Source organism: Paenibacillus sp. J31R109 (assembly GCF_059692055.1).
Map to the genome: position 1 here is coordinate 24,783 of NZ_JCAUAR010000035.1, position 13,982 is coordinate 38,764.

At 38.1% G+C, this 13,982-nt stretch carries 29 protein-coding genes; 4 read left to right on the forward strand and 25 right to left on the reverse strand.

What is annotated here, in order from left to right; genetic code table 11:
• Positions 1-5: 5 nt before the first annotated feature.
• The 8 genes from AC58QT_RS35130 to AC58QT_RS35165 form a co-directional block, all read right to left on the reverse strand.
• Entirely contained in the window at positions 6-182 is a 177-nt protein-coding gene (locus AC58QT_RS35130) for a hypothetical protein (protein ID WP_497412992.1), read from the reverse strand.
• Positions 183-929, reverse strand: coding sequence for a DNA cytosine methyltransferase (locus tag AC58QT_RS35135; protein ID WP_497412993.1), 747 nt, complete (start codon positions 927-929; stop codon positions 183-185). It abuts the gene before it with no gap.
• Positions 926-1,114, reverse strand: a complete 189-nt coding sequence (locus AC58QT_RS35140) for a hypothetical protein (RefSeq protein ID WP_497412994.1) — start codon at positions 1,112-1,114, stop codon at positions 926-928. Before AC58QT_RS35140 ends, AC58QT_RS35135 begins: the two co-directional genes overlap by 4 nt.
• Positions 1,115-1,183: 69 nt before the next feature.
• Positions 1,184-1,351: a hypothetical protein gene (locus tag AC58QT_RS35145; RefSeq protein WP_497412995.1), complete on the reverse strand. Its 168-nt coding sequence runs from the start codon at positions 1,349-1,351 to the stop codon at positions 1,184-1,186.
• A gap of 41 nt (positions 1,352-1,392) precedes the next feature.
• A complete protein-coding gene (locus AC58QT_RS35150; protein WP_497412996.1) occupies positions 1,393-2,679 on the reverse strand; it encodes a replicative DNA helicase in 1,287 nt (428 codons plus the stop codon).
• On the reverse strand, positions 2,672-3,457 hold the full coding sequence (locus AC58QT_RS35155; protein ID WP_497412997.1) for a DUF4373 domain-containing protein: 786 nt from the start codon (positions 3,455-3,457) through the stop codon (positions 2,672-2,674). Before AC58QT_RS35155 ends, AC58QT_RS35150 begins: the two co-directional genes overlap by 8 nt.
• 13 nt (positions 3,458-3,470) lie before the next feature.
• Positions 3,471-3,713: a hypothetical protein gene (locus AC58QT_RS35160; RefSeq protein ID WP_497412998.1), complete on the reverse strand. Its 243-nt coding sequence runs from the start codon at positions 3,711-3,713 to the stop codon at positions 3,471-3,473.
• Positions 3,714-3,716: 3 nt separating this feature from the next.
• Positions 3,717-3,857, reverse strand: a complete 141-nt coding sequence (locus tag AC58QT_RS35165) for a hypothetical protein (RefSeq protein ID WP_497412999.1) — start codon at positions 3,855-3,857, stop codon at positions 3,717-3,719.
• 151 nt (positions 3,858-4,008) lie between these two features.
• Here AC58QT_RS35165 and AC58QT_RS35170 point away from each other — a divergent pair, with 151 nt between their 5' ends.
• Complete coding sequence (locus tag AC58QT_RS35170) at positions 4,009-4,224, forward strand: helix-turn-helix domain-containing protein (RefSeq protein ID WP_497413000.1); 216 nt, start codon at positions 4,009-4,011, stop codon at positions 4,222-4,224.
• On the opposite strand, the gene AC58QT_RS35175 is transcribed toward AC58QT_RS35170, so the two are convergent.
• From AC58QT_RS35175 to AC58QT_RS35230, 12 genes are all read right to left on the reverse strand, one after another.
• On the reverse strand, positions 4,221-4,463 hold the full coding sequence (locus AC58QT_RS35175; RefSeq protein WP_497413001.1) for a hypothetical protein: 243 nt from the start codon (positions 4,461-4,463) through the stop codon (positions 4,221-4,223). The two genes, AC58QT_RS35170 and AC58QT_RS35175, sit on opposite strands and share 4 nt — an antisense overlap.
• A 13-nt stretch (positions 4,464-4,476) precedes the next feature.
• On the reverse strand, positions 4,477-4,893 hold the full coding sequence (locus tag AC58QT_RS35180) for a hypothetical protein (protein ID WP_497413002.1): 417 nt from the start codon (positions 4,891-4,893) through the stop codon (positions 4,477-4,479).
• 15 nt (positions 4,894-4,908) lie between these two features.
• Positions 4,909-5,103, reverse strand: coding sequence for a hypothetical protein (locus tag AC58QT_RS35185; protein ID WP_497413003.1), 195 nt, complete (start codon positions 5,101-5,103; stop codon positions 4,909-4,911).
• 36 nt (positions 5,104-5,139) lie between these two features.
• The gene (locus AC58QT_RS35190; protein ID WP_497413004.1) at positions 5,140-5,322 is read right to left on the reverse strand and encodes a hypothetical protein; all 183 of its coding nucleotides are present in this window, start codon (positions 5,320-5,322) and stop codon (positions 5,140-5,142) included.
• 26 nt (positions 5,323-5,348) lie between these two features.
• Positions 5,349-5,552, reverse strand: a complete 204-nt coding sequence (locus AC58QT_RS35195; protein WP_497413005.1) for a hypothetical protein — start codon at positions 5,550-5,552, stop codon at positions 5,349-5,351.
• 335 nt (positions 5,553-5,887) lie between these two features.
• Positions 5,888-6,094, reverse strand: a complete 207-nt coding sequence (locus AC58QT_RS35200; RefSeq protein WP_497413006.1) for a hypothetical protein — start codon at positions 6,092-6,094, stop codon at positions 5,888-5,890.
• 206 nt (positions 6,095-6,300) lie between these two features.
• On the reverse strand, positions 6,301-7,026 hold the full coding sequence (locus tag AC58QT_RS35205) for a hypothetical protein (protein WP_497413007.1): 726 nt from the start codon (positions 7,024-7,026) through the stop codon (positions 6,301-6,303).
• Positions 7,019-7,240, reverse strand: coding sequence for a hypothetical protein (locus AC58QT_RS35210; protein WP_497413008.1), 222 nt, complete (start codon positions 7,238-7,240; stop codon positions 7,019-7,021). Before AC58QT_RS35210 ends, AC58QT_RS35205 begins: the two co-directional genes overlap by 8 nt.
• Positions 7,241-7,593: 353 nt before the next feature.
• Positions 7,594-7,749, reverse strand: a complete 156-nt coding sequence (locus AC58QT_RS35215; RefSeq protein ID WP_497413009.1) for a hypothetical protein — start codon at positions 7,747-7,749, stop codon at positions 7,594-7,596.
• Entirely contained in the window at positions 7,746-7,952 is a 207-nt protein-coding gene (locus AC58QT_RS35220; protein ID WP_497413010.1) for a hypothetical protein, read from the reverse strand. Before AC58QT_RS35220 ends, AC58QT_RS35215 begins: the two co-directional genes overlap by 4 nt.
• A gap of 274 nt (positions 7,953-8,226) precedes the next feature.
• Positions 8,227-8,367, reverse strand: a complete 141-nt coding sequence (locus tag AC58QT_RS35225; RefSeq protein ID WP_497413011.1) for a hypothetical protein — start codon at positions 8,365-8,367, stop codon at positions 8,227-8,229.
• Positions 8,368-8,833: 466 nt separating this feature from the next.
• Positions 8,834-9,040, reverse strand: a complete 207-nt coding sequence (locus AC58QT_RS35230) for a helix-turn-helix transcriptional regulator (RefSeq protein ID WP_497413020.1) — start codon at positions 9,038-9,040, stop codon at positions 8,834-8,836.
• A gap of 167 nt (positions 9,041-9,207) precedes the next feature.
• On the opposite strand from AC58QT_RS35230, the gene AC58QT_RS35235 reads away from it, so the two are divergent.
• Positions 9,208-9,666 carry a helix-turn-helix domain-containing protein gene (locus tag AC58QT_RS35235; RefSeq protein ID WP_497413012.1) on the forward strand — a complete coding sequence of 153 codons (459 nt, stop codon included), beginning with the start codon at positions 9,208-9,210 and terminating at the stop codon, positions 9,664-9,666.
• Here AC58QT_RS35235 and AC58QT_RS35240 read toward each other — a convergent pair.
• From AC58QT_RS35240 to AC58QT_RS35260, 5 genes are all read right to left on the reverse strand, one after another.
• Positions 9,661-9,816 (reverse strand): hypothetical protein, encoded by a 156-nt coding sequence (locus tag AC58QT_RS35240; protein ID WP_497413013.1) that lies wholly within the window; start codon positions 9,814-9,816, stop codon positions 9,661-9,663. The genes AC58QT_RS35235 and AC58QT_RS35240 overlap by 6 nt on opposite strands.
• A 216-nt stretch (positions 9,817-10,032) precedes the next feature.
• Positions 10,033-10,350 (reverse strand): LytTR family DNA-binding domain-containing protein, encoded by a 318-nt coding sequence (locus AC58QT_RS35245; RefSeq protein ID WP_497413014.1) that lies wholly within the window; start codon positions 10,348-10,350, stop codon positions 10,033-10,035.
• 105 nt (positions 10,351-10,455) lie between these two features.
• Entirely contained in the window at positions 10,456-10,809 is a 354-nt protein-coding gene (locus tag AC58QT_RS35250) for a hypothetical protein (protein ID WP_497413015.1), read from the reverse strand.
• Complete coding sequence (locus AC58QT_RS35255; RefSeq protein WP_497413016.1) at positions 10,806-11,576, reverse strand: Rha family transcriptional regulator; 771 nt, start codon at positions 11,574-11,576, stop codon at positions 10,806-10,808. The genes AC58QT_RS35250 and AC58QT_RS35255 overlap by 4 nt, the downstream gene beginning before the upstream one ends.
• Positions 11,577-11,634: 58 nt before the next feature.
• A complete protein-coding gene (locus tag AC58QT_RS35260) occupies positions 11,635-11,841 on the reverse strand; it encodes a helix-turn-helix domain-containing protein (RefSeq protein ID WP_497413017.1) in 207 nt (68 codons plus the stop codon).
• An 82-nt stretch (positions 11,842-11,923) separates the two neighbouring features.
• Here AC58QT_RS35260 and AC58QT_RS35265 point away from each other — a divergent pair, with 82 nt between their 5' ends.
• Together AC58QT_RS35265 and AC58QT_RS35270 are read left to right on the forward strand one after the other, a co-directional pair.
• The gene (locus tag AC58QT_RS35265; RefSeq protein WP_497413018.1) at positions 11,924-12,445 is read left to right on the forward strand and encodes a helix-turn-helix domain-containing protein; all 522 of its coding nucleotides are present in this window, start codon (positions 11,924-11,926) and stop codon (positions 12,443-12,445) included.
• Positions 12,446-12,480: 35 nt separating this feature from the next.
• Positions 12,481-13,950, forward strand: coding sequence for a recombinase family protein (locus tag AC58QT_RS35270; protein WP_497413019.1), 1,470 nt, complete (start codon positions 12,481-12,483; stop codon positions 13,948-13,950).
• The last annotated feature ends 32 nt before the right edge of the window (positions 13,951-13,982 follow it).

A 13,982-nucleotide genomic window follows, 5' to 3' on the forward strand; every position in this document is an offset into this window, starting at 1 on the left:
CACGCTTAGATTTTTTTCAGTGAATTAAGTGACTCGACTGATGCCACTTTGTTTTTATTCAAGAATATTTGCATATTTTTGTTCAGCATATCTCTATACAATGCCCATGCTTCTGTGTCATCTTTTGTTGCCATTACCACTTCACCTGTATCTTCTTGCGTTAGTACATAAACGATATCCATTTATTTTTCCTCCTGTAATAAATCATCTATTTGTTTTATGGCTGCAAGGATTGGATAAACTTGTGCCGGCACAACAGCGTTCCCAAGAGCTTTCAATCTATTTTCGTCCAGTTTTCCGGGAATCCCATTATGTTCTCTACACACATAGGGCAAGGTGTTCCTTTGAACAGCATCGACAAACCCACTTGTTTGCCAATTCTGATTCGTCGCTGTATGCATTTCATTGATACGTCCCCACGGTCTCTGTTGTCTTCTGCGTTCGGAGTGGGCAACCACGAATACCCTGTCTCTTCGGTGAAAGGCTCCGACGGCTGCAGCCGGAATAATAAACGATTGCCAGGTGTACCCGAGGTTTTCCAAGTCAGAAATGACACCATCGAGTCCCAGTGTGACGTTTCCAGCAACATTTTCGCGCAGTACCCAGCGGGGTCTGACGGTTTCCAGTAAGCGGTTAACTTCTGGCCAGAGGAAACGGTCATCATCTTCGCCTTCTCGCTCCCCGGCAACACTGTAAGGTTGGCAAGGATCTCCGGAGAGAATAATGTCAATTGTCCCGATTCCATCTGTATCAATCCTCTCTTTCGTTAACGTGCATACATCATCGTAAATTGGAACATCAGGCCAATGTTTCTTCAGGACCTTTTGTGGAAACGGATCACGTTCACAGAACGCCACAGTCTTGATGCCTGCCCATTCACATGCCAAGTCAATTCCACCAATACCTGAAAATAAACTAAGAGCTTTCACTGTCGATAAAACCTCCACTCACGCTTCTTCACCGTATAAAACCTAGGACGCATCGATCTATGACTTACTTGCCTATTCGGTTCAGCAACCATACGCCTCTGCATCTCTCGCATCATCCGCACAGCTGCGTACCGATCTTCAAGGGACATATTCTCATCCACTGCCACTTGAAACATTTCCTTCATCCCGCACCTCCCATATTCCGAATATTCAGCCAATTTAAGATATGTCATTCCTGCGGAGCTAGTAAAACCTTACTTAATCTCGTTTACAACCAATTTCCCTGTCTTTGTCACGTACACTGTATATTTTCTATTTCCACGTGCTACTTCAAGGAATACTCGTCCTTTGTTGTCATCACACAAACACGTTATCTCAAGATCATCCCACTTCAATCCGAATGGTGTCCGTTTAACTTCCACTCTTACAACTCCTTTTTATGGGTTCTGTTTATTCCGTTTATCTAAAAATATTTGTTAGTAATCGTTTGATACACCTTGTCATACTTCAGTTTCACCAAACCAGTAGGACCATTACGATGTTTAGCTAAATTCACTTCGAGTACTCCAGGCTCTTTTGTTTCAGGATTGTAATACTCATCGCGGTATAAAAGTATGATTCCATCGGCTACAGCTGCAATAGCAGCACTTCCAGAAAGGTCTGATATAAATGGGCGTTTTTCTTGACGTGTATCAATATCCTGTTTTAACTGGGATAATCCAAGGATGAAGCAATCACACTCTTTCGCTGCAATCCTCAATTTTTGGCATATACGGTGCAATGCGCTGCCTGTATTATCCGTTTTCTCATTTGGTTCAATAATTTCTTGTAGATAATCAATGATTACCAAATCTAGCCCTTCCTGCCTTTTCATCCTACGCATTTCACTAGCAATGAAATCTACGGTTACTCCGCGCGTATCATCAATGTTTACCTCGGATATGATAGATAGCGCTGTATTAATTTCATCATCTTTGCTACTAGATACATTTCCCGACTTAACATCTTGTAGAGGTGATTTAGACATACTTGCAACGAATCTGTTTATAATTGCGTTCTTATCCATTTCTAAGCTAAACATTGCAACCTTATATTTCTTTTTAACTGCATTATGTGCAAGCTCATTAGCAAAAGCTGATTTACCCATGCTTGTACGAGCTCCCACTACGAATAACTCTGAGCGTTGAAAACCTAGTGTTAAATTGTCTAATCCTGTGTACCCTGTGAGCAAGCCATAAGCCCTTTTAGGATCTGCTCGTTTTAACGAGAATTCCTCATACCACTCAACAACATTTGTTACTCTACTCTTTCTCTCTAACGACCTTGGCCTTATTTCTAGTGCCTTCTGTTCGAAACTGTTTAGCAGCTCTTCAAAATTGGTTTCAAGGGGATCAACTATGCGTTCTTTAAATTGGTTAATCAGTTGTTCGAATTTTCTTCTGGCCGCGAATTCAATAAACTTTTTAAGGATATATTCAAACTGTTTAACAGAAGGTACGGAACCAGTCATGTCTGTTAGATAACCAACACCACCTATTTTATGAAGACTGTTTTCAAAGTGAATGGCGATGTTGGTTAAGGTTACCTCTACGTTTTTTGCATTAAGCTTTTCGATAGCAACGAATATATTTTTATGAATAGATGATGTGAACATTTCAACGTTAACTACCGTAAGCGTTTCCTTTACCAGTGATGGATCTAATAACAATGTTCCTAAAACCTGAGATTCGATGATTTCAGTGTTAAACATCTTGAGCTCTCCTCATTCGCTCCATCCTTTGTAAATCTTCCGGAGTAGGTACATATTCTTTTGGCGTGTTCATCTTTGATTTTTGAAACTGAATTGTTTTTTCTAAATCTTTCTTATACCAGTTATGAATGGATAAATAAGTGCTCGCTGTTTTCTGTTTTTTATCTGGTTGTGTAAGTATCCATGAAGCGAATTTGTAAATGTAATTCATAACAGTTGCTTCACTACCAATTTCTATTATTAGTTTCTTAAACTGATCTGACGTGATTTTTATATGTGACATTTCATCGAAATGCATATACTCTTTTTCTTTACTTTTACTTTCCTTTTCTTTTACTTTACTTTTTGGCGTTTCTTCCCTAGTTTCTGCGTCAGAAACCTCATCAGAAACATCCTTACTTGAATTTCCGTATGATTTACGCATCTTTTCACGTTTTTCTGTTACCACTGATGCACGTTTTTTAATACCTTTTGATGTTAAAATACGGTGTTCTTCATACATTTCTTTATCAAAACAACCATGTTTTATTGCTGTTTTAAGCATTTCTTCGAATTTCTGCACAGTTACTTCTACTTTTCTGGCGAATATCTGCATAGTTTCTGCGTCAGAAACATCTAATTCGAAATTGTCTTCTTGATAAATATTTTCAAGCATTATACAAAAGAATGTGTAACCATCATTACCATGTAAGATCCTTAAAGCTTCGACCTTTTTATCTGTGGATAGGTTCACGTCATGAGGGAAGTAGTCTAGCCCCTCCTTTCTCGGTCTAGCCATTTAAAAACCCCCTTTAAGGTACAAAATTAATGCTTTCTAAGTACTCACAATTTTTCAAGTAAGCTTGTTCGGCACTTTTCATCTCGCACTTAGAAATTAAAACTTCCTTGTGGTACTTGGCTATTTCACCAATGTGTACTGGACCTGGCCTTCTGTTTTCTTCACGATTTATGATTGCTCTTGCAAATCTAAGTTCAGCTGCATCTAATTTTTCATCTAGTTCTAAATGTTCTTTCCAAGCTCGTTCATCGTCCATTGTTTACACCGCCTTTTTATCAATTGCCTTTCTAATTACCTTCACAATGAATTCTTGCATCGAAATTCCTTGATCCACACAGTATAGTTTCAATGCCTTGTGTTCGATCTCGTCCAGTCGAAGAGGGAAATTTTTAATTTTCATTGAATTCATCCTCCTATTTACTTAATGACTTCATTATACTATTAAATGATCATAATGTACATATTAATGTACTATATGGTGTGAATGGTTTACTTTATGGACATTTTGGTTATGATAAAAATAAGTAATTACTTTATAAGTTGGTGACGTCATGATAAAAAATAATCTTTCTAAGCTAATGTCCGATAGAAAAATACGTAATATTTCTGAGCTCGCTAGGATCGTAGAATTGGACCGTCGAACTTTGACCGCCATGTATGATGAGAAGAACAAGGGCATCGATTATGACACCCTTATTAAGTTGTGTGATTATTTCAACTGCACTGTTGGTGATCTGCTGGTGTATGAGAAGGAGAAGAAGGACTAGCCTCCCTCTTCTTCCTCTCTCTCATGCAATGCATTCACTTGGTAGCTTATCGCGTTTATGGTTTGTGGGGGGTCTGTGGTGAAGTCGCCTGCCTTAATATCGCGTTCCAGCAAACTGAGTATTTTAATTGCGCTTTGAAATTTAATAATTTCCTCGGGATCTACCGCGTGTAAATCATTGACCTCGTACACGTATCTCTTTTCCTCAATCCACTTTAGTAACTTTTGCTTGTCTATCATGGCGTTGCCTCCTCTACCAGTTCATTTTTAATGATCCGAAGTAATTGCCAATTTCGAGTTTGTGTCCTTCAGGTAAATTGGGCATAAGTTTCAATAATTGCTGTTCTTGATCATATGTCTTGATGCTGTCATCGCTGACATTGAAGTATACTGACCGAACTTTTTGAGATTCCACTTCTGGTTTGGTTACATACGCCTTGCGTCGAAAAGATAGCTGGTAGAAGCTTTGTCCTGCTAGTTGTTTGGCAATGTCAAAGATGTTGCCTACATGCTCACCTAACTGCTTCACGGAACGTCCTTCGCAATCCCCTTCTGTTGTTACAATCCATAACCCCATTACATCAAAATGCTTAGATTCCAGTTCTTTAATCTTCTTTTCCTTATTTGCTAGCTCTTCCCGTAATTTTGCAATGTCAAAGTAAATACTCATATTTTCCTCCTAAACTTACTCCACACCTCGTAAGACAGTGCGAGCGGCAAGTAGCGTATTCGGTCTAGCCAGATGGTCATATGGTGGCCGTATTTGTGATTCCGACATATTCCAACAGCTCCTCATTTTCGCAATCGTGCCAATCGCAGTAGTAATTACCCTTGTGTTCAAATTCGAATGATTCTCCGCATCTTCCGCATTCATACTCATATTTCATTTGAACACACCTCCCATGTACTTCGATATTCAAACTGTCCGTACCCGATTATGCGCTTGGATCAAGTTCTCCATACTTTCAAGAATGTCTTCAAATGACATATCCGAACCAATGATGAATTTTGTAAGCTCAATAAATTTTTGTTCAGGATTCTCCTGCAGCTCTTGCTCAAAAAATGGTACTGTTCCAGTTATCAATTCTTTATTTGCCATTTAACACACTCCCTGTCCTTTAATATTCAAACTGTCCGAGCGTCGTCAGTTGCTTTCACATCATAAACACCGGTTTCAATTTCCCTTAAAACGTGACCGTAAGCGTACCCTGCTTCTTCGCACATTCTTGCACTATAATGCTTTTTCTTTTTCTTATAGTCGCGTGAAGAGTTTAAGGATTGATCCATCATTTCTTGTAAGACTTTCATTAGCTTTTGCTTATCCAACATGCCCTGTCTCAATCCTCCTCATGTGTTTCAATATTCATTGAATTACTTCTGGTTTATAAATTCTTCGTCCATTGCATCTAAATAATCTTCAAGATCACATTCTGCACATCCGCGCCCATCGTTCACAAAACCATGACGGCATTCTACTTCTTCCACTCATGGACACCCCTATTCATTTTGATACTTCATCCAAAACACAATCACATGGTTCTTTTGCGACTTCTTCCGTATATGGGATGTGTTCGGAAACAACGCCTGTTTTGTACTCGAAATAACCTTTTCCGTCACACTTACTGCAACCTATTTTCATGAACTCACCCTATTCAATATGATTCTTAATACGGATAACTTCCCGTAACTCTGTAAATATCTTGGTTACTGGCATAGGTCGCGTAGCATACGCGCTTGCCTTGCTCCAGACTAAGCACCTCGTAAAACTCATCACCGATTTTAATAATGTCCTCGACCTTCGGTTTATAATTCAAAACTCCGATGAGAATTTCCGGTCTGTACTTGTGGTACATCTTCATTCCGTAACCCACGCCATGTACACCGCCTATTCAATATGTTGCCTTACGCAACTTTTTGCACCTAATACACATTTCAACCCAAAATGGATATTTCCAATCTGGTGCTTTCACCGTATGCCAATCATGTCGGCAAAACCATTTTTTCACTTTGCGGTTCACCTCACGGACAACTTATTCATTATGTTCCTTCACATTACGGAGGCCCGAAGGCCTCACAATTACGCTACTTCGTACGCAGTTAAAAAGTTAATTAATGCTATTGCCTGTGTCATAGTTAACTTTTTAGTTTCTGTATTTCCGTTGCTATGTTCTGCTAGAATTCTTCTGAAATCTTCTTCTGAAATCTTTTTTCGAGACTTCAATGTACCAACTAGCTTTACCTGACCTTCTGAAATCAATTTAGGTGCGTTCTGACCACCATCTGAGACGATTTTAACTGGTTGTTGTGTGTTTTGTTCTTGCTCTCTTTGTGTCTCTACTGGCTTTGTAGGGGCCTTGGAATCTTGTTGATCTGTGTACTTCGTTCTATCTTTTTCAAAGTAAACATCAGCTGCAAATCCAAGAGATTTACACGCTACACTTATGGCATCCGTATAGGCCATTTTGAAGCACTCATCACTCGTATAAGGGCCATTACGCTCTTGTGTGACAAACGAGCTGCCGCCCATGCCAGGTATCGGATAAGACCATTCACCATCAGACTTGATATACAAGTTAATGTCTACGAAACATACGATTTCTTCACCGGATCCACGCTCAATTCGTTGGTCAACAATTTCGATTCTCCAGCCAATTCCACATATACCGAACATCTCTGTCAACATCTTGATACGCCACATTGGGTTTATATCTGACATACCCTTTAAACGACCACCAACGATAGGTTTCAATGCATTTTCAGGTACTCTACGGACCTTCTCGTACAAATCCATATTTTCACTCATGAGGTGTCACCTCCTTGATCGTCATCTCTGTTTGGATCCATTCATAATCATCTCTATCTACTGCATAAGGGCTTGTAGCAAGCCATAAATTGTAGTACTCTTCGTCGTAAAATCTCTTGGCATCAAACAATTTTGTAGTGCTACGTTCTGGTGTATCTGCGAAGTATTTCTGTGTATTTTTATTTTTTATTACGTAACGGAATTTAATTTCCATAGTTAACACCTACTGTGTTATAATTACTTATCATTGATTTATCGAGAGGCTTTCCATGTCCGTGGAAGGTCCTTTTTGCATTTAAAAGTAATATCCGATTCTGCCGCTTATTGTGCGGACGCTGCTTAGCTAACCAACGAAACTGTTCTTCAGTAACATGGATAGTCATGAATTTCAAACTCCTCTACATAGTCTTCATCAATCTCTGTCAGCACTTTCTTCACTCCTTCGCTTAAGCTCTAACTCGATAGCTTCTCTTTCCCATTTGCTCTCTGTGAATACTAGTTTGTTGTGAAGTTCTTCATCAGGTTCAGTTCGGTAAAAGTGCTTAATGAAGTTCACATCATATAGGGTCACAAGGCATCCACTTCCTTCAGAATGTCGTTTACTCCTACTAGGTCAATCATCCACTCCACAGTTACTTTCTTATCTCCTTCTAACTCTTTTACTAGTAGTTCAATAGCGTAGGATTGAGTTTTAAAGTAGTTAATTGCTTGTTCTCTTGTCATACGGCCACACTCCTTTTTATCACTCTCAGCTGCTTAGCTTTGAGCGTCTTATTCTCTTTTACAAGTGATTTCAGCACGTACAATATGTCTTTTGCTGTGTATTTTTCAAAGTCGTGCATGTATTCTGGCATGTCTTCCTTGTGTTCTAGCACATACTCAAGTTCATTAATCTCCAATTCTGCAAGCTCCAACAAGGTTTTCATTGTGCATATCCTCCAGTTTCTGTTTTAGTTGTGCGTTCTCACTTGCAAGTCTGTAGTATCCCTGGCGTGTTACCTGTAAGTCATGTTGTAGGATCAGGATTTTGTCCTGTAGTGCTTTGATGTCGATCATCATTCCGTAGTTCCTCCAAGAATTTATCTAGTGTTAGTCCAAGGTGTTTGCATATTTGTTCGATGTCTAGCTCAATCATGCAATCATCCTTTTGCTAATATTTGTTAACTATCTTAATTAGTGTGGTATGATTGGGATTAGTGCTTAACTAGCTTTTACCTTACTTTCATCCTTCTCTGGCTTTGGCATGCTCATCACTTCTTCAGTGAAGTGTCTGGCTAATGTTTCAGCTATGAACTTGGCTGTCTTGTCGTCCGTGAATGATATTTTTATGGGAGTTAACATGGGTGGCCTCCTTATTAAGTAATTCTTTACAAGTCAACTACATATGATTTCTCGCAACTTTTCGTTAGTTTTTTTATCTATTACTAAGAGAATTTTTCTTCCATCTCTGGCGATGGTTGTCTTCATGAAAGTGTTGCAGTTTCCGTTTATCCTTTCGATTTTATCCCTATTATTGATTTGAACTGAGTAGGTAGCCCACCTACAGTTTCCAAGTTCGTACCCTTTGTCATTATCTATCCGGTCTAGAGTAGTGTTTTTTTCACCGTATGTGGTTATATGATCTAAATACAATTGGTACATGTCATCCTTGAAGTTTGAAAACGACATCCAAGATTCACAAACTCTAATTCCTTTTGCATAGTGATGCTTAAATTTTTCAAATCTGCATCTTGTTTTCATACTCGCCCATATTTTATAAAACCTGGTTCTGCTCATACCATGTATTTCATTCATGACCCACCAACTTTCAAGCAGTTTTGTTATTCTTTGTATGTGCAACTTGTTTTACAGGTTGAGCAAAAAAAATCTCTGATACATCCTTATTAAAGTATTTTGCAATCTTCAAACCAACTTCCATGGACGGTGGGTTACCCTTCATAATACGTATTACAGTCTGTCTCGTAATTCCAATGTTCTTTGCTAGTTGAGATTTGTTCAAATTGTTGCTGCACATAAGAAACTCTAGTGTGTTCTTCAAGTTAATCACCTCCGTTTACTGTGCTACGTGTTTTACATCTTTAATATACAACACGTTTTACATAGTGTCAACTTGTTTTACACTTATTTATTTCTAAATGTTTTACAATATGGATAACATGTTTAACAGAAGGGAAGGTACATGTGGAAAAAATAGGAGAATTCTTAAAAAAATTGAGAACTGATAAGAAACTATCTTTTAGGGAAGCGAGTGAACGAAGTGGTTTAAGTCATTCTTACATACGTTATTTAGAAGAAGGGAAACGACCAGGTTCTAATACACCAATAAACGCTACTCCAGATACTTTGAAAAAATTAGCTGATGCTTATCAACACTCATACGAAGATTTAATGATGATCGCCGGATACATAAGCACACAATATATAATTGATTACGAAACAAATGAAATAAGGGCGCAAACTGTAGAAGAGTCCGAAAACGAAAGAAACTATAATAGAAAACTAAATGAAAATGAAATAACTAAATTAATACATATTAATGAATTTATTAACTACAAAGGTAAACGTTTGAGTGATTATGACAAAGATAGGCTAATTGATATGATTGATCTAATGTTAAAACAAAAAGACAACGACTCATAAAGGTCGTTGTTCTTTTTGTTTTATTATAGATGTATATGATTCCATTAAAGATAATATCTTATCTACAGCAGTTGCGTGTCCTTCTTGTCCATCTTCCACATCTATGCATACGTCCATTAGCGACCAATACAGTTTTTCATCTTCTGCCATATGATCCCCCGTCCCTTTTCATATTTTCATATTACCAGAACTTATGTTCGCATTCAACGCATTTCAACTGCCAAAAAACTGCCAAGAAACGGCCATTCATAAGAAAGTAGATTGTCTATGTAACCGCTTTTACCTAATATTAATCATACACTGAAATTTAATAATATGTTGTCGTATTTTGCGAATAATATGATACCATTGGCGTAACATGAACGGTCATTTAGGACTATTTTTTAGTAGGTATTTACGCACCTCATTCACTCTTCTACGCGATATAGGATACGTTAACCCGTTCGTATAATGGACCTCGCCGTTACTGTATTTCTCTATTATCTTCAGGTTTGTGACTTTATTCTTGTCGATCTGCATGAATCCCAGTGGACCATATATCTGCACATGCTCCTTAACCGTTCTGGGACGTCTAAACGTCCCGTGTAGTGTTCTGTAGATGACTGTCGGTCTTTGTACTTCTATGCAGATTATGTCCTCTTCCTGGATGTCGTAGACTGCGTTGTCTTGGCCTATTACGTACATGGTTCCTCCTGTGGAGGGCACAGACCGTTTAAATTACACCATTGTATGGTATAATAGGAACAGGGCTGTGCCCTTAATGTGTAGTCGCTTCCTTGACCGCCAAGTCTATGGGGAAGTGACTTTTTCTTTTAATGAGATCATTTTATCCCATCCAGTTCCTTCAATGTACTTATCATATTCATTCATAAATGTGTCAACTGAACAATTCTTATTAATGAACTCGATAAAAAAGTAAAAATGGGACTTAAGTGAGTACATTTCCATAATCCGATCATCAGTTTCAGTAGAATAGTATATTTTACCTTCATGATCTGCATATATTTCATTTAGTACGTTTCCGCTATGTAGCGTATTCCACATGCAGTCAAGCATGGAATTTACTTCTGATAGACGTTTTTTTGTATCAATAACAACTTTTTCGTTTTTTTCCTTTGTCCTGAACTCTATAATATTACTCATTTAAAATTTTTAATCTCCTTTTCTATGTTAGCTTTTATACCTTTAGCAGTTAATATTTCATGAATAAAAAGACGTCCTTGTTGAGTCCACTGTGTATTCATTTTTACATCTGGTGTTCCGTCTTTATGTTTAAAATTGAATGAGTACGATTGAGTATATCCTTTATCTGCATGCTTCTTATACAAAACCCATTGTTTGTTAACTAAATATTGTACGCCCAAATCATGAAGAATTTTATTTAATTCGGGTGCTGTTAGTCCGTAATCTTTAGCTATTTGGGTCGTTGTCACTAATCCTTTTGATTGAAGTATTGTATCAACATACTTTGTCTTTTTTCGTAGCTCCTCATTTTCTAATTCTAGTTTTTCGTTTTTTTCAACCTCACCAACCAAAGCTAGTAATGCAGTTTTGTATGTTTGAGGCAGCATTTTCCCGTACTTATCAAACTGCTCCATCTCTTCAAACTTAGTTACATATGCAGCGGTAAATAAAATCCCTTTTTCCCCTGTCATTTTATTTGCTATCATGTTGCAACCTTTACGAGTTGCGTCATACTTTCTCAAAGTTCTTCCAGTACTGTCAGTGTACGAACCTTCTATGAAAAATTCACTCACCCCAAATTTGGGGACAGTAGATTTTCTCAATACTTCTACAAAAACATCAATATCTCTCAGTAGGTGGTCGTGCCTTTTACCTGTCATTTCTGCTATTTCTCTGCTGTCCAATAAAAGGTTGTCTGGTGAGTTTGAAAAAGATAATTGTTTCATTTCATTCCTCCTTGTTTTCAATCAAAATTAGTTATAAAATAGTTCCAGAATGGGTTGATTATTGAGCAATTTCGAGTATTTCTTCAATCTGATTCAAGTTAAGAATTGTAACGATTCTTAAAGCCGTGTCGATCGGAAGTTTCCTTTTGCATTGCTCATACTTACGGTATCCATGTACTGACATCCCTAGTTTAGCAGCCATATCATCTTGGCTCATACCTTTGCGTTTTCTTTGATATTGAAGCTTATGCATAATGTTTGACATTTGTCTGTTCCTCCTCTCGTACGTTATGGGTTTATTATATTTCCAGAATGGGTTAGTTGTCAATACTTATTGGAGGTTTATTATGGAAGTTTTTTCTGCACGTTTAAAATGGCTTAGAATTAAGAAGGGATTTACACAAGCTAAGTTAGCTGAAGAAATCGGCATGTCAGCGCCAGGTTATACAAAAATAGAAAACGGCACACGAGAACCAAATTTAGATACATTAGTAAAGTTTCCTTCAGTACTCGAGGAATCACTGGATTTTTTACTTGGTTTAACCGACCATGATAGGGAGATAAGTGAAATATTTATTTCTTACAGAGAACATTTCAGAGAAATACATTTCTACGAACTTAGGATCAAAAAAGGAATGGATCAACTATTTGATATAGATGAATTTGTAAGAATTGGGGTAAGCAAAGAGGATGATTCAGAAAAGAAGAGGATAAAGGAATCTATTCAAGCAGCGATTACAAGGTACGAGTCGGAAATAGCAGAAATAAAATCAAAAATGGCACAGGATGCAGATAAACTAAAATCATTAATTCCGGAGATACCAGTACTGTCTGAAATAACAAAAGCATTCTTAGAAACGCTCGAATAAGCCCTTAACTGGGCTTTTCTTTATAAGGAGGAACTATGAGAGCAGCTATGTACATTCGCGTTTCTGACGAGGAACAAGTAAAAGAGGGTTACTCCATTGAATCACAGATTGCTGTGTGTTCACGTTGGGCAGCTGATAAGGGGCATGACATTGTCGACACCTACATCGATGAGGGAATAAGCTCCAAGACGCTTAAACGACCTGCTATGCAGCGTATGATTAGGGATATTGAGCGTAAGAAGTTTGATCTTCTCATCTTCTGGAGACTTAACCGCGTTACACGTACAGTAAAAGATAAGGTGTTCCTGTTCGATTTGTTTGACCGGTACGATATTAGTCTCAAGTCCATGACAGAAGAGATAGACACCACCACAGCGAGCGGCAGAATGATCACCAACCTATTGGTATCAGTGGCACAAGGAGAGCGTGAGCAGACCGCTGAGAACGTGTACAGTACAATGATGGAGCTCCACTTAAATGGTAAGCGTCAGGGAGCTATGGCACCATTTGGTTACGATCTAGTAGAAGGTAAACTGATCATTAATGATCGTGAAGCAGAAATTGTTCGGCGTATGTTTGATATGTACGTAAGCAATCAACATGGTTTCCGTGGTATAGCTATGATTATCAACCGTGATCATAATGGACCTGAGGATCGTATATGGAGTTACACTACAATAAGGTACGTACTGATGAACCCTGTGTACTGTGGTCGACTACGTTGGAATCATAGGAAATTAAGCGGTAGAGAAACTGGGAAACCTGTGATAACCAACAACACGCATGAAGCAATAATTGATGAAAAGTTACACGACTATGTGATAAGTGAGATATCCAGGCGTAAAGTTGGTGGAAAGACTGCCACTTCAGAGTATGCATTTGGGGGAGTGTTACGGTGTGGTAGATGTAATGCTGCAATGGTAGGTACATCTGCTAAAAAATCGAACGGTCAAGTTAAATACTACCGATGCTCTAAAAGGCAAAATTACAATAACTGTAACATGCCAGTTTTAAAAGTTGAACGTGTGGAAGAAGCTTTCTTGTCAGCGTTAGACTATGATCCTAAGCAACTCAGGAAATTCATGAACAACACTGCTATTAAATCTAACAATGATAAGCAAAAGAAAATTGATCGATTGAAGAAAGAGTTGGAAACTGTTCAGAAGAGGAAAAAGAAATGGCGTTTGGCATATGCTGATGATGTTATTTCCTTGGAAGAATTAAAGGAACATAACAAAGAGGATAATGAACGTGAGGAAGCTATTCAGAAGGAACTAAATGAAATACCTGATGCACATGTAGCGAAGTGGTCGAAAGAGGAAATTATTGAACAGCTCACCATGATAAGAGAACTGTGGAAAAAGAGTAGTAACGATAAAGTTAAAAAAGCATTCATTCGTGATGCATTTGAATCCATTACTGTGGATACAGAAGTAGAGACCGCACATGGCGGCCCCAATATTATTGTAGAAGCTGTGATTGTTGATATGAAGTTCAGGATTTAGTCGAAGTCGTAGCGTTGAGATAGCCAGGGATC